Origin of the sequence: Nocardioides endophyticus (assembly GCF_039543845.1) — a bacterium.
GTDB lineage: Bacteria > Actinomycetota > Actinomycetes > Propionibacteriales > Nocardioidaceae > Nocardioides > Nocardioides endophyticus.
In genome coordinates, this window is sequence record NZ_BAABKN010000019.1 from 21,373 (window position 1) to 46,370 (window position 24,998).

Here is a 24,998-nt window from a genome sequence, read left to right on the forward strand (position 1 = left end):
CGAGCGGTTGATCGCTGACCCTGGGTTACGCCGGCGTCTACTCGTCGTTCTTGCGCCACGCGGAGCTGGCCGTGGCAATGGCCGCAAAGGCTGCGGAACGGAGCAGCGGATTCGCGATGGGCGACGCGCGCGTGGCCAGGCCAGAGGACCGAGTGCACTGGATCAGGAGTACGTGTGGAACCCGCGCCCGGTCTTGCGGCCGAGCAGGCCGGCGTCGACCATCCGCTGCAGGAGCGGCGGGGCGGCGTACAGCGGCTCCTTGAACTCGTCGTACAGCGACTCGGCGACGGCCTTGGTGGTGTCCAGGCCGATCAGGTCGGCCAGGGCGAGCGGGCCCTGCGGGTGGGCGGCACCGAGCACCAGGCCGCGGTCGATGTCCTCGGCGGAGGCGAAGCCGGACTCGAACATCCGGATCGCCGAGAGGATGAACGGGATCAGCAGCGCGTTGACCACGAAGCCCGCCCGGTCCTGGCAGTCGATCGCCTGCTTGCCCAGCGAGCCCTCGACCCAGGCCCGGGACCGCTCGGTGGTGTCGGTCGAGGTCAGCAGCGACGGCACCAGCTCGACCAGCTGCAGTACCGGCACCGGGTTGAAGAAGTGGATGCCGATCACCTGGGTCGGGCGGGAGGTGACCACGCCGAGCTTCATGATCGGGATCGAGGAGGTGTTGGACGCGAGGATCGCGTCCGGCGCCTCCACGATCTGGTCGAGCTGCTTGAACAGCGCGACCTTGGCCGCCTCGTCCTCGACGATCGCCTCGACCACGACGTCACGGTCCGCGACGGCACCCAGGTCGGTCTCGACCCGGATGCGGGCGAGTACGGCGGAGGCGGAGTCGATCTTGGCCTTCGCCTCGGCGCGCTGCAGCGACTTCTCCAGGCGGCCGAGCGCGGCCTTGCCGGCGTCCTCGTTGGACTCGATCACGATCACGTCGTGCCCGGCTCGGGCGCTGACCTCGGCGATGCCCGACCCCATCAGGCCGCCACCAACAACTGCCAGCTTCTTCATCTTCATCTCTTCCTGTCGGTGGTGGTCGGGTCCGGAGCGACGCCCGCGAAGACTCGGTGGGCTTCGATCATCGACGGCCCGTACCAGGTCAGGAGGCGACCGCTCACGAGCCGGGTCGGGGTGGTCGAGAAGGCCTCGGGTCCGTCGCCCGCGGTGAAGACGTACGGCTCGTCGGGGAGGAGCACGACGTCGGCGCCTGCTGCGTCGATGGTGGCGAGGTCGACGTGGGGATATCGCTCAGGACGATCCGCGAATGTGTTCTGCATTCCGGCTCGTCTGGCGAGGTCGCTGGTGAAGGTCGCTCCGCCGACCACCATCCACGGGTCGCGCCAGATGGGGATGACCACCTGCTGCCGCACGGGTGGCCGGGGCCCGCACCACAGGTCGCGCGCCTGGGCGAGCCAGGCCGGGCGGGGCCACAGGAGAGCCTCGTCGAAGACCCGCTCGAGCGAGCGGATCCCCTGCGGAACCGCCGCGATGTCGGTGACCCACACGTCGATCCCGGCGTTGCGGAGACGTCGGACGTCGAGCTCGCGGTTCTCCTCCTTGTTGGCGAGGACGAGGTCAGGTGCGAGCAGCTCGATCTTGGAGACATCGGGGTTCTTGGTTCCCCGGACCCTGGCGACGTCGAGCCCGGGTGGGTGGGTGCACCACTCGGTGGCCCCGACGATGGCGTCTCTTCGTGCGGTGGCCAGCGCCTCGGTCAGGGATGGGACCAGCGACACGACACGCCGCACCGGACCCGTGCGGCTCAGCCGTGTGCCGAGGTCATCGGACGGCGGCACCGGACTCACACGTTGCGACGGTACTGGCCACCGACCTCGAAGAAGGCCTCGGTGACCTGGCCGAGCGAGCACACCCGTGCGGCGTCCATGAGGACGGCGAACACGTTCTCGCCCGACACGGCGGCCTCTTTGAGGCGGGCGATCGCCTCGGCCGCCTCGGCGGTGTGGCTCTCCTGGAAGGCGTGGACCCGGTCGAGCTGGCCCTGCTTCTCGGTCTCGGTCGCCCGGGCGAGCTCGACCTTGGCGGGGGTACCGCCCTCGGAGTCTGGCTTGCGGAAGGTGTTGACGCCGATGATCGGGAGCGACCCGTCGTGCTTGCGGTGCTCGTAGAGCATCGACTCGTCCTGGATCCGGCCGCGCTGGTAGCCGGTCTCCATCGCACCGAGCACGCCGCCGCGCTCGTTGATCGCGTCGAACTCGGCGAGCACGGCCTCCTCGACGAGGTCGGTGAGCTCATCGATGATGAACGAGCCCTGGAGCGGGTTCTCGTTCATCGCCAGCCCCCACTCGCGGTTGATGATCATCTGGATGGCGAGGGCCCGACGGACGGACTCCTCGCCGGGCGTCGTGACGGCCTCGTCGTAGGCGTTGGTGTGCAGCGAGTTGGCGTTGTCGTAGATCGCGATCAGCGCCTGCAGGGTGGTGCGGATGTCGTTGAAGTCCATCTCCTGCGCGTGCAGGGAGCGGCCGGACGTCTGGACGTGGTACTTCAGCTTCTGCGAGCGCTCGGCGGCGCCGTACTTCTCCTTCATCGCGACGGCCCAGATGCGTCGGGCGACGCGACCGATCACGGAGTACTCCGGGTCCATGCCGTTGGAGAAGAAGAACGACAGGTTGGGGGCGAAGTCGTCGATGTCCATGCCGCGGGCGAGGTAGGCCTCGACGTAGGTGAACCCGTTGGCGAGGGTGAACGCGAGCTGGCTGATCGGGTTCGCCCCGGCCTCGGCGATGTGGTAGCCCGAGATCGAGACCGAGTAGAAGTTGCGGACCTTCTGGGCGATGAACCACTCCTGGATGTCGGCCATCATCCTCAGCGAGAACTCGGTGGAGAACAGGCAGGTGTTCTGGCCCTGGTCCTCCTTGAGGATGTCGGCCTGCACCGTGCCGCGGACGTTGGCCAGGGCGTACGCCGTGAGCTCGGCGTGCTCGTTCGCGTTGGGGTCCCGGTCGTGCTCGGCACGGAACTTCTCGACCTGCTGGTCGATGACGGTGTTGAGGAAGAACGCCAGCACGGTGGGGGCAGGGCCGTTGATGGTCATCGACACGCTGGTGGTGGGGGAGACCAGGTCGAACCCGTCGTAGAGGGCATTCATGTCGTCCAGGGTCGCGACCGAGACGCCGGAGGTGCCGACCTTGCCGTAGACGTCGGGGCGGAGGTCGGGGTCGCGGCCGTAGAGGGTCACGGAATCGAACGCGGTGGAGAGCCGCTTGGCGTCGCCGTCGGCCGAGAGGAGCTTGAAGCGCCGGTTGGTGCGGAACGGGTCGCCCTCGCCGGCGAACATCCGGGCCGGGTCCTCGCCGTCACGCTTGAACGGAAAGACGCCCGCGGTGAACGGGAAGAAGCCCGGCAGGTTCTCGCGGCGCCAGAAGCGGACCAGCTCGCCGTGGTCGGTGAAGCGGGGCAGCGACACGCGGGGGATCTTGTTGCCGGAGAGCGACTCACGGGTCAGCGTGGTGACCAGCTCCTTGTCGCGGACGTGCACGACCTGCTGGTCGCCGGAGTAGGACGCCACGACCGCGGGCCACGCCGCGAGCTGGTCGGAGACCTCGGGGGGCAGCGCCTTGCGCGACTTCTCCAGCAGCGCGGGCACATCGCCCAGGTCGCCGTCGGCGAGCTCCTCGGCGACCGCCTCGACCCGCTGCACCCGGCGGGCGGCCTCGGCCAGCTCCTCGGTCCGGGCGCGGTAGCCGCGGACGGTCTCGGTGATCTCCGCGAGGTAGCGGGCTCGGTCGGTGGGCACGACCTGACGGATGCCCGAGGAGTGGCGGACGTCGACCTCGGAGAGCGTGCCCTCGGTCGTCGCGAGCCCGGCGCCGGTCAGCAGCTCACGCAGGTGCTGGTAGAGGGCGGTGACGCCGTCGTCGTTGAAGGTGGCTGCCGAGGTGCCGAAGACTGGCATGTCGGTGGGCTGCTTGCCGAACGCCCCTTGATTGCGGACCAGCTGACGGCCCACATCGCGCAGCGCGTCCTTGGCGCCGCGGCGCTCGAACTTGTTGATCGCGACCACGTCGGCGAAGTCGAGCATGTCGATCTTCTCCAGCTGCGAAGCCGCCCCGAACTCGGGCGTCATCACGTACATCGAGGTGTCGACGAAGGGCACGATCGCCGCGTCCCCCTGGCCGATACCGGGAGTCTCGACGATCACGAGGTCGAACCCGGCGGCCTTGACGACGTCGATCACGTCGGAGAGGTGCTCGGGCAGCTCGTGGGCACCGCGGGTAGCGAGGCTGCGGAAGAAGACCCGGTCCCCGTCGAGGGAGTTCATCCGGATCCGGTCACCGAGGAGCGCACCTCCGCCCTTGCGGCGGGTCGGGTCCACCGCGATGACGGCGACCCGGAGCTTGTCCTGCTGGTCGACCCGGAACCGGCGGACCAGCTCGTCGGTCAGCGACGACTTGCCCGAGCCGCCGGTGCCGGTGATGCCGAGCACCGGGGTGACGCGGCCGCTGCTCGCGGCGCGCAGCTGGTCGAGCACCTCGGCCGGCAGCTGGCCCTGCTCGGCCCCGGTGATCGCGCGGGCGATGGCGAACCGGTCGCCGCTGATCACCTGGTCGGCACCCACCTGCCGGGTCGACCACAGGTCGAAGTCGCAGTCCTTGACGACCGAGTTGATCATCCCGACCAGGCCCATCCGCTGCCCGTCCTCGGGGGAGAAGATGGTGACCCCGGAGGCGCGGAGCCGGTCGATCTCGTCGCGCACGATCACACCACCACCGCCGCCGACCACCTTCACGTGGTCCGCGCCCGCGGCCCGCAGCGACTCCACGAGGTACTCGAAGTACTCGATGTGCCCGCCCTGGTAGGAGGAGACGGCGACGCCCTGCGCGTCCTCCTCTAGCGCCGCGTCCACGACCTCCTGGACCGACCGGTTGTGCCCGAGGTGGACGACCTCGCACCCCTGGGACTGGAAGATCCGCCGCATGATGTTGATCGAGGCGTCGTGGCCGTCGAACAGGCTTGAGGCGGTGACGAGGCGTACCGGGTGGACGGGGGTGTGGAAGTCAGGCATGGAACCCTCAGATCGAGATGGTTGGACGTCCTAGCAACCTAGATAGTAGGACGTCCAACTAAATGAGGAAAGTCCTACACCTCGGTAACCACGTCGCCGGCCGACACCCGCATCCGCTCCAGCAGGCCAGTGAGCTCGATCGTCTCGGCCTGGCCGAGTCCGGGGCTGCCGAACACGTCCCTGTTGAGGCCCTCGGAGGCGAGCTGCGCGACGTCGTGACCGCGGCTGGTGATCGAGGCGAGCACGACTCGCCGGTCCGCCTCGGGTCGGGAGCGCTGGACGAAGCCCTGACGTTCCAGTCGCGCGACCGCACTGCTCGCGCTGGTGGGATGCACCTGGAGCAGCGAGCCCAGGCGAGTCATCGGCATCGCCCCGGCCGAGGAGAAGGACAACAGCATCAGGACCTCGTACCTCGCGAAGGACAGGTCCAGCGGGCGCAGGACGACGTCGATGCGCTCCATGAGCAACTGCTGGACGCGGAAGATCGAGGTCACCATCGCCATCCCATCGGCGGTCTCGCCCCAACCGTGCTTGGCCCACTGACTCCGCGCTTCACGGATCGGATCGCGCTCTCGGTCGCTCATATGGACAGGGTAGTGAAAGTTACTTTGACATCCTAGTATCGGAGCGATGAGTGATGAGCGGATCGTACTGGTGGACGGGGCGCGGACCCCGGTGGGCAGCTTCGGGGAGTATTCAAGGACGTGCCGGGCCACGAGCTCGGCGCGGTCGCCGCACGAGACGCGCTGCACCGCTCCAGCGTCTCCGCGGCGGGCATCGAAGAGGTCGTGATGGGCTGCATCGGCCAGGTGGGGGCCGATGCCTACAATGCCCGCCGGGTCGCCGTTGCGGCCGGTCTGCCGCAGGCGGTACCGGCGTACACGGTCAACCGCCTGTGCGGGTCCGGGCTCCAGGCCATCTGGTCGGCCGTGATGGAGATGCGCTGGAACGGGCTCGACCTGACCCTCGCCGGCGGCGACGAGTCGATGACCCGGATGCCGTTCTACGACCTCGGTGCCCGCAACGGGTACAAGCTCGGCGACCGGGCCATGGCCGACGGCACCGTGATGATGCTGACCGATCCCGTCAACGACATCCACATGGGGGTCACCGCCGAGAACGTCGCGACCAAGTACGGCGTCTCGCGTGCCGAGCAGGACGAGTTCGCGGCCGAGTCCCAGCGTCGCGCCGCCACCCCCGGGGCCCGGGCAGCGTTTGCGGAGGAGATCGTCCCCGTCGAGGTCGGCGGCCGCAAGCCGTTCACAGTGACCGAGGACCAGCACCCCAAACCGGAGACGACGGTGGAGACGCTCGCCGGGCTGCGACCCGCGTTCGCCAAGGGAGGGACCGTGACCGCGGGCAACGCATCGGGCATCAACGACGGCGCCGCGGCGTCGTCTGGCGATGCGGCGCCGGTCCGAGCCGGTGAACTCGGCGCGCTCGGCGAACGGGTCGTCGATGCAGGCGAGCAGGGCGGCGGCGTCGAAGAGCTGGCGCTCGCGATCGCGGGAGTCGGTGGTGTAGGCGGCGGCCTTGAGGATCAGCGCCCCGATCGTGCCCGGTGTGATCTCCAGTCGGGCGTTCACCGTGCGGCGCAGGGCTTGGGTGCCGCCCTCGATGCGGATCATCTCGTGGCCGCGCAGCTTCTCGATCACTCGCGGTGCCGGGTGGTTGGCGATCAGGACATCGACCTGGTCCTCGTCGCCGGGCGCCGGCGACCAGATCGACCGTGGAGGTGCCGCGGACGAAGCGGTGCGCGGTGTGGTTGCGGTCGTCGATGCTGGGCTGGAACCGGTAGCCGAGTGCTTCCAGGGCGGCGGCCACCTTGTTCGGCACGCCCCGTTGGGTCTCGACGTGCAGCACGATGTCGACGTCGTTTGTCGGCCGCACGATCCCGAGCCCGTGATGGATCGCGTGGAGCTGGGCCGCGGCGCCGGCCACCCGCCAGGCGCAGACGTGGCGTCGATGGTCGGGCGCTCGGCAGTCATCGGTACGCCTCCAGCAGCTCGCCCAGCGTTCGGCGGCCGGCGCCCCGCAGCCGCGGATCGGTGCTGGTGGCGGCCTCCAAGGCCGCGACGGTCGAGGTGGCCACGAGGTCCCGGACAGTGTCGATCTCAAATCCGGTTGTGCGCAGCACGGCAGTCCCGTCGGTGGCGGTTCGTAGGCCGAGCGTGCGGACCACGCCGTCGAGGTCGGCTTCGGCGAGATAACCGTCCACGCTGTCGTCGACGGCGTCGGTGATTCCCAGCAGCCGGAGGTTGGTTGAGGTGATCAGCTCGCGAAGGCGGGGGAGTGCGGCGCGGTGCGCCTCGAAGGTATGGACCTGGGCGCGGTCTCGCATCCGGGTGAGCAGGTCGTCGACATCGTCGATCTCACGCAGAGCCGAACGCAGCCGTGAGGCTTGCGTTGTTCCGAGCCAGTCGGCGTCGCGGCTCGACAGGATCGCGACGGCACCCCAGGCAGTGTGCTCGGCCCAGGCGCGCGTGCGTCCCTGCCGCTCGCCCTCGTGCAGAGCGGTGCTGGCGAAGAAGTGACGGCGCTGGCCATCCAAGGAGCCGCCCGCCCTAGCCTCGGCTGGCTCAACGTGCTCGTGTTCCTCTTCTTCTGGAACGCCATGAAGTTCGCCTGGATGGCAGTCCTCAGCTTCCCGCTAAGGTTGGGACGGGCGCTGGCACGGTGGTTTCGGCGCCAGGGCGTGGCCTCCGCAGGCTGAACGCGAACACTGCGATGGGGCTCAGGTTGCTCCATGCCCGGCGAAACCGAGGGAGACCTCGATGAGCGCCTTGGGGTCGTTTGCCTCAGAAGTAGTCGACACCGGCGACCGTTACTACATCAACTCGATCAGCCTCACCCTCGAGCCGAGGCAGGTCTGAGGGCGCGCTCTTCTCGGAGGTCAGCCGCCCGGTGGTGGTGCAACGGACTCGCGCAGGACGACCTCGGTCGGAAGCGTGACCATGCGCTGCTCCTCTGGTCCGTCACTCTGGTCGATGATGTGGAAGAGCTGCTCGGCCGCCATGTACCCCATCTCTCGCGCGGGCTGGCGCACGGTGGACAGAGCCGGCGCTACCAGGCTGGCTGCGGAGATGTCGTCGAATCCGACCACACTGATGTCCGCCGGAATCCGTAGTCCGGCGTCGCGGCAGTAGCGGTAGATCCCGAGAGCCATGAGGTCGTTGACGCAGATGAATGCCGTCGGCCGCTCCGACTCCGGCAACTTCAGCAGCTCGGCAGCCGCTCGGATCCCGGACTCCTCCTGGTGGTCGCCGGTGAAGTACAGGGCCTCGCTCGGTGCGATGCCGAACCTCGCCATCGCCTCCCGGTATCCGGAGAGGCGCTGTTCGGAGGTCCAGAGTGATTCCGGGCCCTCGACGATCGCGACTCGACGATGTCCGTGGGAGAACACGTGCTCGGCGATCTGCCGCGCACCGCCCCGGCTGTCAGCCACCACACTGGGCACGTCGAAACCGCGAATCAGTTCGTCGACCATCACCACCGGCCCAGCCTCCGCCAGCGCCAGGGCGGTGTTCAAGGTCATCCCGTCGCCGCTGGGGAGGTAGACCAGGCCGTCGAGGGACTGGCTCCGAAGGAGCCGGACGTAGTGCTCAGGCGTCTTGCCGACCGCCTCCGGCGCGCAGAGCACCACCAGAGTTTCCTGATTCGCAGCAGCCGCTTCCACGCCCTCCGCGATCAGGGCGAAGAACTGGTTGCGCAGGTCCGGCAGCATCAGGCCAACCGTCGCAGCGCGCTTGGTACGAAGTCGACGAGCGGATTCGTTGGGTGTGTAGCCGAGAACGCGGACCGCGTCGAGCACACGTGAACGTCTGGCGTGGCCAACAGGACCGCTGTCGTTGAGGACGTAGCTCACCGTGCTGAGCGAGACGTTGGCGTGTCGCGCGACGTCCTTCATCGTGGGTCGACGCTGCTCTGACATTTCCAGACGCCCCTTGTACTTGGTCATCGTTCGAGGTGTGGATCGAGGACTCTTTGGCGACGACAGGCCCCTCTGCTTCCATCGACCGAGTGGGGAGTCTAGGGCGCATGTGTGGTGGAGGGCATAGCGGGGGACGAACTCGGCTTGTTGGTCTGGCGCCACATCGCTGACGGAATTGCCGCGGTGCCCGGGTCGTCGCTGGTTCTCAACAACGACCCGGGCCCGGACCTTCGGCTTGCGCGGGCGAACGCCCGAGACCGGCGTTACTGCTGGTAGATCCGGTCGCTCAACGGGTGAGGAAAACTCCGGCGCTCTCGATTCTGGGGATGTGTCTCCTCCCGCAGATCCCAGCCTTCCATCCGCTCGGGCGAGATCTCGAGGTAGCGCCGGCCCACCCATGCACCGAACTCGAAGTAGGACTCGGCGTGCGGGTGCCCGACGTGGAAGTACTTGTCGAACAGCGCCTGCGGCACCCACTCCAGCAGGTCGGGGTCCTCGAGGACGCGCGCCCGACCCTCGATCGCCAGGCCGTGGAGCGAGCGGTAGTCCTCGCCGTCATCGACCACAGCAGAGAAGGCACGACCGGACAGGAGGTCGTCTGCCTGCTCCGGCTCTTCGACCACGAGCACCAGTCGGCGCTCGTGGACGACGAACCAGTTCGGCAGCAGACGGATCCGGCTGTTCTCGCCCAGCGATGCGACCCGGATGGTCCGCGCCCGAGCGAGGTAGGCCCATTGCTTGTCCGGCGAGAAGACCGGCCTGCGAATGTCGTCGAAACTCACTGCCCACCCCCGACGCCGCGCCGGGCAGCCATCAGCTGATCCCCGTAGGCGCGGGCACTGAGACCCCGCGGTGCTGACGGTCCGCTCGTCCACAGCATGGTGGTGTGGAGTCCCGTCGGCACCCAGCGGTAGTGGTACCCGGCCGGCAGGAGCATGTGCTCCCCGGGGCCGGCCTCGAGGGTCACCGACGTCCCCTCCGTGTCGCGCGCTTCGACGCGAATGAGTCCCTCGAGGCAGAACTGGGACTCGTCGAAGTTCGTCCCGTGCCATTCGTACGGCTCCGCCTCGATCTCGATCGTGCAGAATCCCTGTCGGAAGTAGCGCGCGTCATCCCGCTCGCGCGTGATGAAGATGGTCGTCACGATCCCAGGGCTGTACTCCAGCGTCGGCAACTGCTCGATCTCGGTCGGTGCGATGACTCGTGGATAGCGCCGCGAGTTGGGCACGAGGTGGTCGTCGTCGCCGTCGCTCACGGACATCGTCGCCCTCAGCTGAGGTCGCCGAAGAGCGACTTGACCTCGAGGAACTCACGCATCCCGTGCTCGCCACCCTCGCGTCCGTTGCCCGACTTCTTATACCCCCCGAAGGGTGCAGCCGGGTTCGCGGAGGCGCCGTTGATGTGGACCATGCCCGTCCGCATGCGACGTGCGACCTGACGGGCGCGATCGTGGTCTGCCGAGGAGACCATGCCAGCCAGGCCGTAGTCGCTGTCGTTGGCGATCTCGACCGCCTCCGCCTCGTCGTCATAGCCGATGATCGTGAGCACAGGCCCGAAGATCTCCTCACGTGCGATCCGCATGTCGTTGCTGGCGTCGGCGAACACCGTCGGGCGAACGTAGAAGCCTGTCGACAGGCCCTCAGGCCGGCCGGTGCCGCCCGTGACCAGGGTGGCACCTGCTGCGATGCCGGACTCGATGAGCTCCTGCACCCGGTCGAACTGGATCTCCGACACGAGCGGGCCGACGTTGGTCGCCTCGTCGGCGGGCGGCCCGACGACCAGCTGGTCGACGTAGCGCGCGGCGATGGCCGCTGCCTCGTCCATACGGTCCCGGGGGACGAGGATGCGAGTACCCGCGTTGCACGACTGGCCGGAGTTGACGTACATCTTCGCCACGTCGCGCATGAGCACGGTCTCGAGGTCGGCGTCGTCCAGGACGATGTTGGCGGACTTGCCGCCCATCTCCTGGGAGACGCGCTTGAAGGTGTCGGCCGCGCGACGTGCGACATCCGCGCCGGCCCGGTTGGATCCGGTGAACGAGATGATGTCGATGTCGGGGTGCTCGGACAGTGCCGCGCCAACCGTCGGGCCGTCTCCCTGGACCAGGTTGAAGACTCCGGCCGGGACGCCTGCATCCTCGAGGATGGAGGCGAGGACGATGGAACTGAGCGGAGCGACCTCGGAGGGCTTCAAGACGATGGTGCAACCCACGGCCAGGGCCGGCGCGATCTTGAGCGCGCTCTGGTTGAGGGGCCAGTTCCAGGGAGTGATGAGGCCGGCGACGCCGATGGGCTCATGGCGCAAGGTGGTCGTCCCCATGGTCTGCTCGAAGGAGAACGCCTTCAGCGCTGCCAGGGTCGTCTTGAAGTGACCGAGGCCCGCTGGCGCCTGTCGCTGGCGGGCGACGGAGATGGGCGCGCCCATCTCCAGCATGACGGCCATGGCGATCTCGTCCATGCGGTCCTCATAGGCCGCGACGACCCTCTCGAGGAGCGCGATCCGCTCCTCGACGCTGGTCTGGGAGAAGGTGTCGAAGGCACGCTTCGCAGCGGCAACCGCCGCGTCGACGTCAGCGGCAGTGCCGAGCGAGATCGCCGCGACCGGGGTCTCGGTCGCAGGGTTGATGACATCAAGGGTCGCGGAAGAGGACGGCTCGGTCCACCGTCCGTCGATGAAAAACTGGCGTGCGTGCTCAGTCACCACGCGTGGCAGGGCGAGGCTGGCGGTGTCGATGGACATGGTCGTTACTCCAATTCGTGCAGTTTGTTGGGGCGCGGTAGAAACGTATCATGTACTACTTGAACATCCCTTCGCAATACGCTCGTAACATCGCGCAAATCACGCATGGCTGGTCGTTGACGGGAGTGTAGAAAGGATTATACTCGCCTCAGCCGTCGTCGAAATGAGGACATTCATGTCAACACTGCGAGTCAGTGACGCGGTCTGCGAGGCGCTCGCGGACGGTCGGCCGGTCGTGGCCCTGGAGTCAGCGGTCTTTCCTGCTTTCCCCGGTGAGGCCGGCCTCGATCTGGTCAGGCTGTCGCAGGACCTGGTGCGCAAGCAGGGCGCTGTTCCGGCGACGATCGCCGTCGCCGCCGGGCAGGTGCGCATCGGCCTGAGCGAAGCCGAGGAGGCTGAGTTCGCAGACATGGGTCCCAGCGTGGAGAAGATCGGTGCCCGAGACGTCTCATCGTGCCTGGTCCGGCGCACCTACGGAGCCACCACCATCGGGGCGACGCTGGCCGTCGCGCGGCTCGCAGGCATTCGCTTCGCAGCGGCCAGTGGACTCGGCGGGGTGCATCGCGGTTACAGCGAGCGTCTCGACATCTCCGCCGACATCGGTGAGTTGGCGTCGAGCCGGCTTCTCGTGGTGACGGGCGGCGTCAAGTCCTTCCTCGACGTGCGGGCCACGGCCGAAGTGCTGGAGACGCTCTCGGTGCCGATGCTCGGGTGGCGCACGGACTCTCTCCCGCTGTACTTCAGCGGAGTCGGTGGACCGGAAGTCTCCGCTCGGCTGGAGACGGCCGCAGAGGTCGCGCAGGTGGCCTGGCACCACTGGAACACGCTGCAACGACACGGAGGCATCCTGCTCGGTCGGCCCCCTCGCGAGGACCTGACGGACGTGCAGGAGCTGATAGCCGGCGCGCTCGATCGCGCGGAGATCGAGGGTGTGACCGGGCCCGGCATCACCGCGCACGTCCTCGGCGAGGTACATCGCCTGAGCGGCGGCCGCACGAAGAACGCAACCAAGCAGCTGATCCTGGACACCGCAGAACTGGCCGGCGAGATCGCCGTCGCCTATGCAGCGGTGGAGGGCCAGCAGCAGTGAAGCACGACGGAAACCGACCCAGGAGCAGGGCGCCACGCTGATGAAGAAGACGACAGAGAAGAACCTGATGATCTTCAGCGGTCGGGGGTACCCGGCGCTCGCTGAGGAGGTGGCCAAGCACCTGGGCACCCAACTGGTGCCTACGTCGGCCTACGAGTTCGCCAACTCGGAGCTCTACGTCCGGTTCGAGGAGTCGGTGCGGGGCTGCGATGCCTTCGTATTCCAGAGCCACGCCGCGCCGGTCAACAAGTGGGTCATGGAACAGCTCATCATGATCGATGCGCTGAAGAGGGCCAGCGCCAAGCGGATCACTGCGGTGATGCCCTACTACGGCTACAGCCGGCAGGACAAGAAGCATCGGGGGCGTGAGCCGATCTCGGCCCGTCTGATGGCCTCGATGTACCAGGCGGCCGGCGCTGACCGGATCATCACCGTCGATCTGCACGCGGATCAGCTCCAGGGCTTCTTCGACGGACCCATGGACCACCTGATGGCGATGCCCGTCCTCACCGACTATGTGCGCGAGCGGTACGGCACCGAAGGACTGACCGTGGTGTCGCCGGATGCCGGCCGGATCAAGGTGGCCGAGCGATGGTCCGCTCGCCTGGGGGACGCTCCACTTGCGTTCATCCATAAGACCCGGCGCACTGATCGACCCAACGAGGTTGTCGCCAACCGGGTGGTCGGCGACGTGCGCGGTCGCACCTGCGTCCTGACCGATGACATCATCGACACGGGGGGAACGATCGTCAAGGCAGCCGAGGCCCTCATGGCGGACGGTGCTGCAGCCGTCGTCATCGCCGCGACCCACGCCATCTTGTCCGATCCCGCCGTTGACCGGCTCAAGAACAGCCCAGCGGTCGAGGTCATCGTGACGAACACGCTGCCGTCGGCGACAGACTGTGAGATCGACAAGTTCACGACGCTGACGATCGCTCCTCTCCTCGGAGAGGCGATCCGGGCTGTCTTCGAGGACGGATCGGTCACGTCGCTCTTCAACGGCCTCGGGTGAACGGGGGAGAGTCGTGGTGTCACCTGGCCTGGACGCCGGTCGCGCAGGCAGCCCGGAGGCGGCCACCTTGGAGCATCGCCCCGAGCACGAGGCGAGTGCGCCGCTGGTCCGAGCGGCGGCTGCTGGGGACGAAGGTCGCTGGCGTGAACTGTGGACGGGGTACCTCGAGTTCTACGAGGTCGAATTGCCCGACCAGGTCACCGACATGACGTGGCAGCGAATGATGGACCCTCGTTCGGGGGTCGTGGGTCGGGTGGCCCTCCTGGACGACCATGTCGTGGGCTTCGCTGTTGCGGTGATCCATCCGACCACATGGTCGGTGGCTGGAACGTGCTACCTCGAGGACCTCTTCGTGGACCCGGTCGCGCGGCGTCGAGGCATCGGACGGTCCTTGATCGAGGACCTGCTTGACGTGGCGCAGGACCGCGACTGCTCCCGGCTGTACTGGCACACTCAGTCCACCAATCCGGCCCGAGGCCTCTACGACGAGTTCGTCGCCGCCGACGACTTCGTTCGCTACCGGCTGCTCGTCCAGCCCGCCGGGCCAACGAGCCAGGGAGCCGACAGGCTGCAGCGAGACGTCAAGAAACAACCATGATGACCCAGCACACCTGGAAAGCACGCCGATGCATCTGTTGACCGTGTTCTCGCACCCCTTCCGCGACAGCTACGTCGGTGCCGTGATGGATCGATTCCATGAGCCGTTCGTCGAGTTGGGGCACAGCGTCGACCTCTTGGACCTCCAGGCCGAGGGGTTCGACCCTCGGTTCAGCCAGACAGATCACGAACACTACTTCCGGGGCGGTCCGATCGATGCCGGCGTCGCCCAGATGCAACGTCGGGTCGAGGCAGCCGACCGGCTTGCCCTGGTGTTCCCGGTCTACTGGTGGTCGATGCCTGCGCTAATGAAGGGTTGGGTCGAGCGGGTGTTCACCGGCGGGTGGGCGCATCGCCGGGCGGCGAGCGAGCCGGGACTTCTTCCCGTTCCCACCCTCATCCTGGGCGTGGCTGGGTCGACCGAGCGGAGCTACGCGAAGTACGGCTACCGGGAAGCGATGCGGGCGCAGCTCGACATGGGCGTCTTCAGCTATTGCCGTCTCGATGACGTCGAGACGCGACTGATCTTCGACGTGGAGAGCGAGCGCAACACCGAGCAGCGCGAGGCCGGACTGGTGCTGGCACACGAGATCGGCGCCGGATTCGCGGCCCCGGACCGGGAGCCTCGTCGTGCCCGCGCCGAGTACTTCGCTGCCCGGGAGCGACCCGGTGAACACACCCGTGCGGATGAGGGCCTGGGTCTGGCTCAGTCCATGTCGACGAGTGACTGATCCAGACGTACGTCGAAGGCGCAACGTAACGTCGGATTTACGCAAATGGCAGGATCCGCGTAACTGGAGTCCGGTTGAGTTCTCAGTACCGAAGTGAAAACGTTTCTACCGGAGGCACTCCCGTGACCCTTTTCGACCCGAACAACATCATCACCAACACCGACAGCTACAAGAACTCGCACTACCCGCTGTACCCGCCCGGCACCGAGTACGTGTCCTCCTACATCGAGGCGCGCGGCGGAGAGATGCCGGTCGGGATGTTCGTCGGGCTGCAGGCCTTCATCCGCGAGTACCTCATGCGCCCGATCACGCTCGAGCACATCAACGAGGCCGAGTCGATCGCTCGGGAGCAGGGCATGCACTTCAATCGCGACATCTGGCTCGGCCTGCTCCGGGATCACGACGGCTACCTGCCCATCGAGATCGAGGCGGTTCCCGAAGGGTCGGTCGTCCCGATCCGCAACGTCCTGCTTCAGGTCGTCAACACCGATCCCAAGTACTACTGGCTGCCTGCCTTCATCGAGACGGCGCTGCAGCGAGCGGTGTGGTACCCGACGACGGTCGGCACCGTTGCGTGGCGCGCCAAGCAGCAGATTGCCGACATTGCTGAGGCGACGTCAGACAGTGAGGGCCTCGTTCGACGGGTTCTTCACGACTACGGCGCGCGGGGTGTCAGCTCCCACGAGTCGGCTGGCCTCGGTGGGCTGGCGAGCCTGGTCTGCTTCAGCCAGACCGACACGATCGCCGGCATCCTGGCGGCGAAGCGCTACTACAACGCCGACTACACCTCCAGTTCGGGTCCCAACACCGAGCACGCGGTGCTGTCCTCGTGGGGGCGCGAGAACGAGGTCGACGCGATGCGGAACATGATCGAGACCTACCGCGACCACGGGGTCGCGATCATCCTGACCGACACCTACGACCATGAGAACGCTGTCAAGAACATCATCGGCGGCGAGCTCAAGGAGCTGGTGGAGAACTTCCCCGGTCTCATCGGCGTGCGTCCCGATTCCGGTGACCCCGTCCAGGTGACCTCCGACACGGCGGAGTGGCTGATGGAGTGCTTCGGCTACACCGTGAACTCGAAAGGTTTCAAGGTCCTGCCGCCGTTCGTCAAGGTCGTTCAGGGCGATGGCATCAGCCGGGAGTCCTTCCCGCGGGTGCTCATGGAGATGGAGCGACGGGGCCTCGCCCTCGACAACGCGGTCTTCGGCATGGGCGGCGGCCTGCTCCAGCAGGTCAACCGCGACACCATGGCCTTCGGCATGAAGGTGAGCGCGGTGCGCGTCAACGGCGAATGGCGTGACGTGTCGAAGGCGCCGTCGGGCGATGTGGTGAAGCACTCGAAGTCCGGCCGTCTCGCGCTGATCCGGGTGGACGGCGAGTACAAGACCGTCCGCCGCGAGACGGTCAGTGCCGAGGAGAACATCCTGCAGCCGGTGTTCCGCAACGGCAAGCTCCTGAAGATGTGGGAGTTCGGCGAGGTCATCGCCAAGAGCGAGGAGCAGGTGCCCGAGTCGTACTACATCGACGCGGTCGCGGACATTCGCTCGTCCCGTGCCCTCAACTTCTCGAGCGGTCGTGCATCCGCTGCGGAGGCTGTAGCCGTCAGCTGACGGCTGCGAGGCACCAACGGATCATCTCGGTGGGGTCATGGCAGGGATGCTGTGGCCCCACCGGGCCGGTCCTCAACACTACTCAACAGAAAGTGTCGAAGCAGTGACCAGTTTCAATCTTGATGCCCAGATCGCGTCCATCCCGGGTGCGGTGAGGCAGGTCTTCGACGACCTGTGGGTGCCCGATCTGGACCCCTCGCGTCCCGTCAGCTTCGTCGGCGTCGGCACTTCGCTGCACGCAGCCAAGGTGGCGTCGGACTGGGTGACGACACTGAGCGGTGGCGCTGTCGTGTCCCGAGCCGTCGACGCTCACGACTACGGCACGTGGGCGACGATCCGCCCCGGCGAGCAGGCGGTCGTCATCAGCCACCGAGGCACCAAGACCTTCCCGCACGCCTCGCTGCGTCGTGCGAAGGAGGCTGGTGCCACCACCATCGCGGTGGTGGGTGAGGCAGCGCCTGACCAGGGAGCCGACCACACCGTCCGGACGTGTCCCGATGAGACCGCCGGCACCTTCACGGTCTCGTACCTCAGCTCCCTCGCGGTGCTCGCCCGCCTCGCCGCGGGTGTGGACACCACCTCGGCCGGGGAGTTCGAGAGCGCCCTGGCCAAGCTGCCCCAAGCGTTGGAGACCACCCTCACCCTGGGCGACCCGGCTCGCGTGGCGGCCCAGATCAAGGATGCGCAGACTCTGCTGATCATCGGATTCGGCATCGACCTGGCCACGGCACAGGAGGCGGCGCTCAAGATCAAGGAGGGGGCGTGGATGTGGACCGAGGCGATGTCCCCTGAGTTCGCCCTCCACGGAACGCCGGCGAGCTTCCACCCGGGAGTCACAGGGTTGCTGATCGACCCGCCCCACAACGACGGTGGTCGCACGGAAGAGCTCGAGCAGGTGCTGGGCGACCTCGGGATGCCCACCGTGCAGGTCATGCGTGACGACGACTCGAGCGGGCTCGGGTTCACCACGACGCACCCGCTGCTCCAGCCGATGTCGAGCATTCTCCCGCTGCAGTTGCTGACGGCGGAGCTCGCCAGGGTGCGGGGGACGAATCCCGACACCATGCATGGTGGCCGTGACCCGTGGCAGCGCGTGATGACGGGTATCACGTTGTGACGACCTCGCGTTGCGTCGTCGGGGTTGTCCAGGCTGCGGGTGTTCCGTTCGACGCCGACGCCTCGGTGGAGATCGTGCGCACGTATGCCGAGGAGGCCTCGTCGCAGGGCTGCGAGCTGGTCCTGTTCCCGGAAGCCTTTCTCGGCGGGTATCCGCGAGGCATCACCTTCGGAGCCACCATCGGGCGTCGCACGAGCGAGGGACGCGAGTGGTTCCGCCGTTACCACGCCGCGGCGGTAGAGATCGACGGGCCTCAGGTTCGTGAACTCGAGCGGATCGCTGCTGACACCAGGACAACCCTGGTTGTCGGCATCATCGAGCGTGACGGTGGCACCCTGTACTGCGCGGTGGTGTGGATCGACCCCGACGACGGACTGGTCGGAACCCGACGCAAGCTGCTCCCGACCGGCACCGAGCGGATCGTGTGGGGCCAGGGCGATCTGGCCCGCCCCACGGTCGTGGACACCGCCGTCGGACCGGTGGGTGCCGCCATCTGCTGGGAGAACTACATGCCGTTACTGCGCACTTTCATGTACGACCAGGGCGTCAAGATCTGGTGCGCTCCAACGGCCGATGACCGGCCGGGTTGGGAAGCAACGATGCGTCACATCGCTCTCGAGGGCCGCTGCTTCGTGCTCAGTGCCAACCAGTTCGTCCGGCGCAGCGATTATCCCGACGACTATCCGCTCGACGTGCCGCCCGAGACCGTCCTCAGTGAGGGCGCCAGCATGATCGTGGATCCGCTCGGCAGGGTTCTGGCCGGCCCGGAGCGGGGCGGTGAGGCGCTGCTGGTGGCCGAGCTCGATCTGGACGACATCGCTCGCTCCCAGCTCGACTTCGACGCGGTCGGCCACTACGCGAGGGCGGATCTCTTCCAGTTGGAGGTCAGCACCCGCTCCCAGCAGCTCGTTCGGGCCGGCGCGGGTGTCGCCCGTGGCCGAGCTCCCGCCGCTCGGGAGCCGTCCCCGAATCCGGCCCCGGACGGGTCCCGCCCGAGCATCGATTGGGCGAAGGTGCACCCCTGCACCACCTCCCTTTGATTCCGGACGTTCCACACACAGAGAGAGAACTGTCGTGAGAGAAAAGATGCGGGCAGCTCTGCCCCTTGCCATCGTCGTGGGCGTGATCGCCTATGCATGGACGCACTTCGCCTTCAACTTCACCTTCCACTGGTTCACAGCGGGTGACCTGGGCAACGGGCTGGAACTGCCCCGGAACTTCCAGTTGATCGTCCCGGCAGGATTCGTCGGCTGGGGCTTCTTCTTCGCGGCGGGCGCGGACAACCGGGCCATCGTGAAGGTCGCCACGGGTGTCCTGAGCGGCGGTCTGGCCGCTCTGGCGACCATCGCGCTGTCGTCGACGACCGCGGACTTCCCCGACTTCTGGGGGATCGCACTCTGGGTCGGGGTGTTCTCCGTCCCACTCGTGCTCCTCGGTGCCTTCGACGAGTGGCTGTCGGTCCCGGCGAGCTTCGGCGCGTTTGCCTCCGTCTTCTTCTACTGGATCGCCACCGGCCTCGACTTCTGGTTCCCGTCCGGCGGCGGCGGACCCAACACGGTCGCCGCGCTGGCGGACCCGACGACGGCTGGCACCGGGGCGTTCGGCGGTGTCATCTCCATGCCGTACGGGTGGATGTGGTTCAGCATCTCGGTCAGCATGCTGTGCGGCATCCTCCTGGGTGTGGCGTCGGTCCGGCTCACTGGCCTGGTGACCGGACTGTTCGGCCGCGGCGATCAGGCCATCGTCGACGGCGACGGCTCGGCGCAGCCACAGCGTGTCTGAGCCGCCTTCGATCTGGTCGGCGCCGGAGCCCACGGCTCCGGCGCCGACCGGTGGTTCCGGACAGCCCGGGCTGGTCCTGCTGGGCCGTGGCGCCGACTACCCGGAGGAGTGGGCCGGCACCGATCCACTTCGGGTGCTGCGCATCCAGGGCGAGTTCCTGGAAGGGTTCGCCCGGCTGTCCGGGCTGGGGCCGACGGTCTCGGTGTTCGGATCCGCGCGAACGCCGGAGAGCAATCCCTGGTACGCCGTGGCGGTTCGGGTGGGTGAGGAGCTCGCGCGGGCGGGCTTTGCGGTGATGACCGGAGGTGGCCCGGGCATCATGGCGGCCGCCAACCTAGGTGCGAGCAGGCAGGGTGGTGTGAGTGTCGGGCTGGACGTCGAGTTGCCCTACGAACTCGAGTTGAACCCATGGGTGAATCTGCCGGTGCGGTTCCGGTACTTCTTTGCCCGCAAGACGATGTTCGTGAAGTACTCGCAGGGCTTCATCACCCTGCCGGGCGGATTCGGCACGCTGGACGAGATCTTCGAGGCGCTGACGCTGATGCAGACAGGAAAGGTCCGGCGCTTCCCGGTCGTGCTGATGGGCGTGGACTACTGGAGCGGTGTCCTCGACTGGCTTCGCACCTCGGCCCTCGCCGAGGGGGTCATCTCGGCCGACGACCTCGATCTCGTCGTCGTGACCGATGACGTCGACGAGGCCGTCGACGCCATGCGCCGCTCCGAGGGGTCGCCGTGACGCCGCGGGGCGCCGCCCGGTCCGGCGCGGAAGGGGCGGCCGCGTGGACTCCCCGGGCGGTCGTCCTGGACTTCGACGGACTCCTGGTGGACACCGAATCCACTCTGTTCGAGAGTTGGCGCTACGAGTGGGAGCAGTGGGGCCTGGACCTACCCGTCGAGGGCTTCTTCGCCCCCCACGGTGGCGACGTCACCCATCAGCGGATGCGTCGGCTGGCGGGAGCGGTCGGCGACCACTTCGACGAGGAGCTGAGTCGGCGTCGGCGCCTCGAGTACCGCGACGGTCTTCATCAGGACCTCGACCTCCGTCAGGGCATCCGCGACTGGATCGGCGAGGCGGCAGAGCGTGGGGTTGCGCTTGCCGTTGCGTCGTCGTCCCCGACCTCGTGGCTCGAGGAGCATCTCGGGAGGGTAGGAGTCCTCGACGGCTTCGACGTCCTGGCTGGAGGGGACGAGGTCGGCGCCCACAAGCCGGACCCAGCCGTCTATAGACTGGCATTGCACCGACTCGGTGCGGCTCCCGACGACGTCGTAGCCGTCGAGGACACCCCTCATGGTGTGGCTGCGGCGCACGGCGCGGGTCTTGCCTGCATCGCCATTCCCAATCCCTACGTGGGCGCCCGCCAGGTCGAACATGCGGAGCTGGTCCTGACGTCAGCCACGTCGATGTCGCTCGTCAGCGCGGCTGCGACCGCCCACGTGCGCGTGGTGGAGAGGGGAACGGAGCAGTCCCGGTGGCGGGGCACCCGACCGTCCGCCGCTGCGAGCCCGCGACCGAGGTAATCCGGTCGACCTGTTTCTGGTCGAAGAGCGCCGGCCGGCAGGCCCCGTAGGCGTTGGTCAGATCGATCACCAGCTGACGGGTCTGGTCGAGGCTGAGGTCGATCGTCGCCGTCTCCCCGTCGATGCTGGTGACCTTGAGGTGGATGCGTTGACGTCCTCGTCGACGTAGCGGGCATGAGCCCCGATCTTCTTGGCCCGGACGGCCTCGCTGCGCTTGAAGAGTCCCACGGGTGAATCGTGGCACGCCGGGCCCCTTGGCCGGGCGGGAACAGAACGAGGCGGCCCGGGTCATGGTGGTTGGGCAGCGCGGTCGGTCGACGGAGGGCGTCGAGGTAGACCCGGGAGTCCCCGTGGAGCGCGAGGGCGTAGGGGACCCTGGGCGGATCAGCGGGCCCGACGTAGCCGGCGACCCGCGCGGGCCATTGGCGGAGCGATACGCCAGAGCTATGTCAGACGCTGCCCTTGCGGCCGCACGGGCACGTCAGATTGTCGGAGAACGCGGAGGACGGTGGACTTGCTGAGGCCAAGTTCTTCGCCAATGTTCTGTGGGCTGACGTTGCCGCGTTCGTAGCGATGCACAACCTCGGTTCGAAGTCGGTCAGTGACCCGCGTTCGTTCTGAGCCGGGAGACCGAGCGTCGGTGCGATCGGTAGGCGTGCTGAGCGACGCGGGGGTCTTGGTCTTCGCCTGTGCCAGGACTAGAACAGAGGAACAGCCCCTGACCAGCCAACATGGCAGTCAAGGGCTGTTCTGCGTCTAGGCCCGTGCCACGAATGTGCCACCGGGGTCTCGGTTGATCAAGCAGGCCCGCAGGCGTGGACAGCGGCAGGGCGCATGGCGCGATCGGCTCTGAGGACAGGTCAACGGGCGAGGTCGCGCGCGATGACCAGACGCTGGATCTGGTTGGTGCCCTCGAAGATCTGCATGACCTTGGCTTCTCGCATGTAGCGCTCGACGGGAAAGTCGCGCGTGTATCCGGCACCGCCCAGGACCTGGACGGCGTCGGTGGTCACGCGCATTGCGTTGTCGGTGCAGACGATCTTGGCGATGGAGGCCTGTCGTGAGAACGGCCTGCTGGCGTCCTTGAGCCGTGCTGCCGCGAGGTAAGTAGCCCTCGCGGATTCGACGGCCGCGGACATGTCGGCGAGCAGGAACCCCAAACCTTGGTGGTCGATGATCGCTCTTCCGAACGTCTCGCGCTGCTTGGCATAGGCGATGGCTGCGTCCAGTGCACTTTGGGCGAGCCCCGTCGCGACCGCGGCGATGCCGAGCCTCCCGGCGTCGAGTCCGGCCAGAGCGATGGGGAGACCTTGGCCCTCGTCGCCGAGCCGCCGCGCGACAGGGACCTTGACGTTGTCGAAGAGCATCGTGGCCGTCGTGGACCCCATGAGGCCCATCTTCTGCTCCGGTGTGTCGGCCGTGAGACCAGGAACTTCAGCAGGGACAAGGAAGCACGAGATGCCGCGGCCTCCGTCATCGCTCGTACGCGCCATGACCTTGTAGAAGTCCGCCTCACCGCCATGTGTCGTCCATGCCTTCGCTCCGTTGATGACGTAGCTGTCGCCATCGCGGACGGCGCGCGTCCTCATGGCTGCGGGGTCGGATCCGGCGTGTGCTTCGGAGAGACAGTAGGCGCCGAGCTGTTCCCCGGAGAGCATCTGTGGGAGCCAGTCCTCCTTCTGCTCGTCGGCGCCTGCCGTATAGAGGCCGAAGCACGAGAGCGCGTGCACAGACACCCCAACTCCGATCGAGGCGCTGACGGCGGCGATCTCCTCGAGGACCTGGAGGTAGACCTCATAGGGCTGGCCGCCACCACCGAACTCCTCCGGGTAGGGAAGCGACAGCAGGCCGGCTCGACCCAAGGTGCGGAACAGGTCCCGGGGGAACTCGGCGGTCAGTTCGATGTGCGAGACCTTGGGCTGGACCTCCTTGGACAAGATGTCGCGGGTCAGGTCGACGAGGTCGCTGGCTTCTTCGGTGGGAAGGTGACGGGTGGCGGGCATGTCGGGCTCCGGAAGAGGGTGGTACGAAGGAGGCTTGTGTTGTGGGCCTCTGCTAGGCCAGCTCCGGGAACATGTCCGTCCGCCACTCGGTGGCGATGTCCTCCTGCGCGTTCTCCTCCTCGCGGGCCCGCAGCTCGACACGCCGGATCTTGCCCGAGATGGTCTTAGGCAGCTCGAAGAACTCGATCCGGCGCACACGGAGGTAGGGAGCCAGGTTCTCCCGCGCGAAGGCGAGGATCGACAGGGCGGTCTCCCGGCTGGGCTCGTAGCCCGGGCTCAGCATGATGTAGGCCTTGGGGACTGCGAGGCGCACGGGATCAGGGGCCGGCACTACTGCCGCTTCTGCTACCGCCGGATGCTCAATCAGGACGCTTTCCAGCTCGAAGGGACTGATCTTGTAGTCACTGGCCTTAAAGACGTCATCGGTGCGTCCCACATAGGTGATGTAGCCCTCGGCGTCGATGGAGGCCACATCGCCAGTGTGGTAGTAGCCGTCCGCCATGGCCGCCTGGTTGCGCTCGTCGTCATCCTGGTAGCCAGTCATGAGTGTGAGCGGGCGGGCACTCAGGTCGAGGCAGATCTCACCCTCGGCATCCGGCTGTGAAGCATCAACCTGCTGGCCGTTCATCGGATCGACCAGGACCAGGGGGACGCCGGGGAGGGCGCGGCCCATCGAGCCGGGCCGCACAGGCTGTCCGGGGGAGTTCGCCACCGTGGCTGTCATCTCGGTCTGCCCGAAGCCGTCACGGATCGTGAGACCCCACTGCTTCTGGACTTGGCTGATGACCTCGGGGTTCAGCGGCTCACCGGCGCCGATCGCCTCGCGGAGCGAGCCGGGCCCACCGGAGAGGTCGGCGTTGATGAGCATCCGCCACACCGTGGGCGGTGCACAGAAGGACGTGACGTGCTCCCGGCGGATCTGATCGAGCAAGGCGGCCGGTTCGAAGCGACTGTAGTTGTAGATGAAGACGGTCGCTTCGGCCAGCCACGGCGCAAAGAAGTTGGACCACGCGTGCTTAGCCCAACCCGGCGAGGCGACGTTGAGATGGACGTCGCCTGGACGAAGCCCCAGCCAGTACATCGTCGTCAGATGGCCGATGGGATAGGACGTGTGGGTGTGCTCGACGAGCTTGGGCCGAGATGTGGTCCCGGAGGTGAAGTAGAGCAGAAGTCGGTCCGTGGACGAGTTGCCCGGATGCTGCGGCCGGACGTCGCCCATCGACTCGGCCTCACCGATATCAAGCCAGCCTTCCGCAGCCCCCACCGCGATTCGGGTGTAGTCACCCGGAACCTTGTCAAACTTGCTGGCGTCGGCGGGGTTGCAGATGACGTGCCGCGCATTTCCGCGAGCCAGCCGGTCCATCAGTTCCGACGACCCGACAGCAGTGGTCGTCGGCACCAACACCGCCCCAACCTTCATGAGAGCCAGCATCGACACCCACAGCTCAGACTGGTTGCCGAGCATCAGGATGACGCTGTCCCCTTGCTCCACGCCATGTTGCTGGAGCCAGACCGCAAGCCGATCCGACCGTGCGGCGATGTCGTCGAACGTGTACGACTGCCGCGATCCGTCTTCTTCGACGATGACCAGCGCGACCCCCGTGTTGCCGCGGGCCAACGGGTCGAACCAATCGTGTGCGAAGTTGAACGTGTCGCCAACGTCGGGCCACTCAAACCTCTGTACGGCGGACGCGTAGTCCTCCCGCAGCTCCAGCAACAGGTCACGGGCTTCGCGGAGGGCGGTGGTCGAGCTCGACATGGTTCTCCTCATGGTCCGGTTCCCGACCATGGTGTGGTCACCGTCACGCCCGCACCATCCCCCGATGGGGAGGTTCACCG

Annotated in this window: 22 protein-coding genes and 1 pseudogene; 12 read left to right on the forward strand and 11 right to left on the reverse strand. The window is 67.3% G+C overall.

All coding sequences use genetic code 11. The annotated features are described in order from the left end of the window. Positions 1 to 20: 20 nt before the first annotated feature. Positions 21 to 263 (forward strand): hypothetical protein, encoded by a 243-nt coding sequence (locus tag ABEA33_RS27485; RefSeq protein WP_425577437.1) that lies wholly within the window; start codon positions 21 to 23, stop codon positions 261 to 263. Here the strand turns inward: ABEA33_RS27485 and ABEA33_RS14790 are convergent. The 4 genes from ABEA33_RS14790 to ABEA33_RS14805 all read right to left on the reverse strand — a co-directional run bounded on the left by ABEA33_RS14790 (position 163) and on the right by ABEA33_RS14805 (position 5,607). Beyond that, positions 163 to 1,008 carry a 3-hydroxybutyryl-CoA dehydrogenase gene (locus tag ABEA33_RS14790; protein WP_345527576.1) on the reverse strand — a complete coding sequence of 282 codons (846 nt, stop codon included), beginning with the start codon at positions 1,006 to 1,008 and terminating at the stop codon, positions 163 to 165. The two genes, ABEA33_RS27485 and ABEA33_RS14790, sit on opposite strands and share 101 nt — an antisense overlap. 2 nt (positions 1,009 to 1,010) lie before the next feature. After that, entirely contained in the window at positions 1,011 to 1,802 is a 792-nt protein-coding gene (locus ABEA33_RS14795) for a helical backbone metal receptor (RefSeq protein ID WP_345527577.1), read from the reverse strand. Next, positions 1,799 to 5,023 carry a fused isobutyryl-CoA mutase/GTPase IcmF gene (icmF, locus tag ABEA33_RS14800; protein ID WP_345527578.1) on the reverse strand — a complete coding sequence of 1,075 codons (3,225 nt, stop codon included), beginning with the start codon at positions 5,021 to 5,023 and terminating at the stop codon, positions 1,799 to 1,801. Before icmF ends, ABEA33_RS14795 begins: the two co-directional genes overlap by 4 nt. 74 nt (positions 5,024 to 5,097) lie before the next feature. Further along, positions 5,098 to 5,607 (reverse strand): MarR family winged helix-turn-helix transcriptional regulator, encoded by a 510-nt coding sequence (locus ABEA33_RS14805; protein WP_345527579.1) that lies wholly within the window; start codon positions 5,605 to 5,607, stop codon positions 5,098 to 5,100. A gap of 120 nt (positions 5,608 to 5,727) precedes the next feature. Here ABEA33_RS14805 and ABEA33_RS14810 point away from each other — a divergent pair. Continuing rightward, positions 5,728 to 6,357: pseudogene (locus tag ABEA33_RS14810) on the forward strand (thiolase family protein); the annotation flags it as partial. A 650-nt stretch (positions 6,358 to 7,007) separates the two neighbouring features. Here the strand turns inward: ABEA33_RS14810 and ABEA33_RS14815 are convergent. The 5 genes from ABEA33_RS14815 to ABEA33_RS14835 form a co-directional block, all read right to left on the reverse strand. Beyond that, positions 7,008 to 7,574: a hypothetical protein gene (locus tag ABEA33_RS14815; RefSeq protein WP_345528004.1), complete on the reverse strand. Its 567-nt coding sequence runs from the start codon at positions 7,572 to 7,574 to the stop codon at positions 7,008 to 7,010. A gap of 342 nt (positions 7,575 to 7,916) precedes the next feature. Beyond that, a complete protein-coding gene (locus ABEA33_RS14820; protein WP_345527580.1) occupies positions 7,917 to 8,981 on the reverse strand; it encodes a LacI family DNA-binding transcriptional regulator in 1,065 nt (354 codons plus the stop codon). 236 nt (positions 8,982 to 9,217) lie between these two features. Then, entirely contained in the window at positions 9,218 to 9,736 is a 519-nt protein-coding gene (locus ABEA33_RS14825; protein ID WP_345527581.1) for a pyridoxamine 5'-phosphate oxidase family protein, read from the reverse strand. After that, on the reverse strand, positions 9,733 to 10,209 hold the full coding sequence (locus ABEA33_RS14830) for a hypothetical protein (RefSeq protein WP_345527582.1): 477 nt from the start codon (positions 10,207 to 10,209) through the stop codon (positions 9,733 to 9,735). Before ABEA33_RS14830 ends, ABEA33_RS14825 begins: the two co-directional genes overlap by 4 nt. Positions 10,210 to 10,223: 14 nt before the next feature. Next, complete coding sequence (locus ABEA33_RS14835; RefSeq protein WP_345527583.1) at positions 10,224 to 11,693, reverse strand: aldehyde dehydrogenase family protein; 1,470 nt, start codon at positions 11,691 to 11,693, stop codon at positions 10,224 to 10,226. A gap of 175 nt (positions 11,694 to 11,868) precedes the next feature. On the opposite strand from ABEA33_RS14835, the gene ABEA33_RS14840 reads away from it, so the two are divergent. The 10 genes from ABEA33_RS14840 to ABEA33_RS14885 all read left to right on the forward strand — a co-directional run bounded on the left by ABEA33_RS14840 (position 11,869) and on the right by ABEA33_RS14885 (position 21,156). Next, on the forward strand, positions 11,869 to 12,783 hold the full coding sequence (locus ABEA33_RS14840) for a pseudouridine-5'-phosphate glycosidase (RefSeq protein WP_345527584.1): 915 nt from the start codon (positions 11,869 to 11,871) through the stop codon (positions 12,781 to 12,783). Between the two features lie 40 nt (positions 12,784 to 12,823). After that, the gene (locus ABEA33_RS14845) at positions 12,824 to 13,795 is read left to right on the forward strand and encodes a ribose-phosphate diphosphokinase (RefSeq protein ID WP_345527585.1); all 972 of its coding nucleotides are present in this window, start codon (positions 12,824 to 12,826) and stop codon (positions 13,793 to 13,795) included. Between the two features lie 67 nt (positions 13,796 to 13,862). Then, complete coding sequence (locus tag ABEA33_RS14850) at positions 13,863 to 14,393, forward strand: GNAT family N-acetyltransferase (RefSeq protein ID WP_345527587.1); 531 nt, start codon at positions 13,863 to 13,865, stop codon at positions 14,391 to 14,393. 28 nt (positions 14,394 to 14,421) lie between these two features. Then, positions 14,422 to 15,123 carry an NAD(P)H-dependent oxidoreductase gene (locus ABEA33_RS14855; RefSeq protein ID WP_345527589.1) on the forward strand — a complete coding sequence of 234 codons (702 nt, stop codon included), beginning with the start codon at positions 14,422 to 14,424 and terminating at the stop codon, positions 15,121 to 15,123. Between the two features lie 122 nt (positions 15,124 to 15,245). Continuing rightward, positions 15,246 to 16,739: a nicotinate phosphoribosyltransferase gene (locus ABEA33_RS14860; RefSeq protein ID WP_345527591.1), complete on the forward strand. Its 1,494-nt coding sequence runs from the start codon at positions 15,246 to 15,248 to the stop codon at positions 16,737 to 16,739. Positions 16,740 to 16,842: 103 nt separating this feature from the next. Beyond that, a complete protein-coding gene (locus ABEA33_RS14865) occupies positions 16,843 to 17,856 on the forward strand; it encodes an SIS domain-containing protein (protein ID WP_345527594.1) in 1,014 nt (337 codons plus the stop codon). Next, a complete protein-coding gene (locus tag ABEA33_RS14870) occupies positions 17,853 to 18,896 on the forward strand; it encodes a carbon-nitrogen hydrolase family protein (RefSeq protein WP_345527595.1) in 1,044 nt (347 codons plus the stop codon). Before ABEA33_RS14865 ends, ABEA33_RS14870 begins: the two co-directional genes overlap by 4 nt. A 34-nt stretch (positions 18,897 to 18,930) precedes the next feature. Further along, positions 18,931 to 19,638, forward strand: coding sequence for a DUF1097 domain-containing protein (locus ABEA33_RS14875; protein WP_345527596.1), 708 nt, complete (start codon positions 18,931 to 18,933; stop codon positions 19,636 to 19,638). Next, positions 19,631 to 20,374 (forward strand): LOG family protein, encoded by a 744-nt coding sequence (locus ABEA33_RS14880; protein WP_486348357.1) that lies wholly within the window; start codon positions 19,631 to 19,633, stop codon positions 20,372 to 20,374. The genes ABEA33_RS14875 and ABEA33_RS14880 overlap by 8 nt, the downstream gene beginning before the upstream one ends. Continuing rightward, complete coding sequence (locus tag ABEA33_RS14885) at positions 20,371 to 21,156, forward strand: HAD family hydrolase (protein WP_345527597.1); 786 nt, start codon at positions 20,371 to 20,373, stop codon at positions 21,154 to 21,156. The genes ABEA33_RS14880 and ABEA33_RS14885 overlap by 4 nt, the downstream gene beginning before the upstream one ends. A gap of 860 nt (positions 21,157 to 22,016) precedes the next feature. Here the strand turns inward: ABEA33_RS14885 and ABEA33_RS14890 are convergent. Both ABEA33_RS14890 and ABEA33_RS14895 read right to left on the reverse strand, forming a co-directional pair. Further along, complete coding sequence (locus tag ABEA33_RS14890; RefSeq protein ID WP_345527598.1) at positions 22,017 to 23,159, reverse strand: acyl-CoA dehydrogenase family protein; 1,143 nt, start codon at positions 23,157 to 23,159, stop codon at positions 22,017 to 22,019. Between the two features lie 52 nt (positions 23,160 to 23,211). Continuing rightward, positions 23,212 to 24,918 carry an AMP-binding protein gene (locus ABEA33_RS14895; RefSeq protein ID WP_345527599.1) on the reverse strand — a complete coding sequence of 569 codons (1,707 nt, stop codon included), beginning with the start codon at positions 24,916 to 24,918 and terminating at the stop codon, positions 23,212 to 23,214. Positions 24,919 to 24,998 lie beyond the last annotated feature (80 nt).

Excerpts from the sequence above, each read along its gene's own strand:
- ABEA33_RS14790 (WP_345527576.1), bottom strand. The coding sequence starts at position 1,008 with ATGAAGAAGCTGGCAGTTGTTGGTGGCGGCCTGATGGGGTCGGGCATC.
- icmF (WP_345527578.1), bottom strand. The coding sequence starts at position 5,023 with ATGCCTGACTTCCACACCCCCGTCCACCCGGTACGCCTCGTCACCGCC.
- ABEA33_RS14805 (WP_345527579.1), bottom strand. The coding sequence starts at position 5,607 with ATGAGCGACCGAGAGCGCGATCCGATCCGTGAAGCGCGGAGTCAGTGG.
- ABEA33_RS14820 (WP_345527580.1), bottom strand. The coding sequence starts at position 8,981 with ATGACCAAGTACAAGGGGCGTCTGGAAATGTCAGAGCAGCGTCGACCC.
- ABEA33_RS14835 (WP_345527583.1), bottom strand. The coding sequence starts at position 11,693 with ATGTCCATCGACACCGCCAGCCTCGCCCTGCCACGCGTGGTGACTGAG.
- ABEA33_RS14840 (WP_345527584.1), top strand. The coding sequence starts at position 11,869 with ATGTCAACACTGCGAGTCAGTGACGCGGTCTGCGAGGCGCTCGCGGAC.
- ABEA33_RS14845 (WP_345527585.1), top strand. The coding sequence starts at position 12,824 with ATGAAGAAGACGACAGAGAAGAACCTGATGATCTTCAGCGGTCGGGGG.
- ABEA33_RS14855 (WP_345527589.1), top strand. The coding sequence starts at position 14,422 with ATGCATCTGTTGACCGTGTTCTCGCACCCCTTCCGCGACAGCTACGTC.
- ABEA33_RS14890 (WP_345527598.1), bottom strand. The coding sequence starts at position 23,159 with ATGCCCGCCACCCGTCACCTTCCCACCGAAGAAGCCAGCGACCTCGTC.
- ABEA33_RS14895 (WP_345527599.1), bottom strand. The coding sequence starts at position 24,918 with ATGTCGAGCTCGACCACCGCCCTCCGCGAAGCCCGTGACCTGTTGCTG.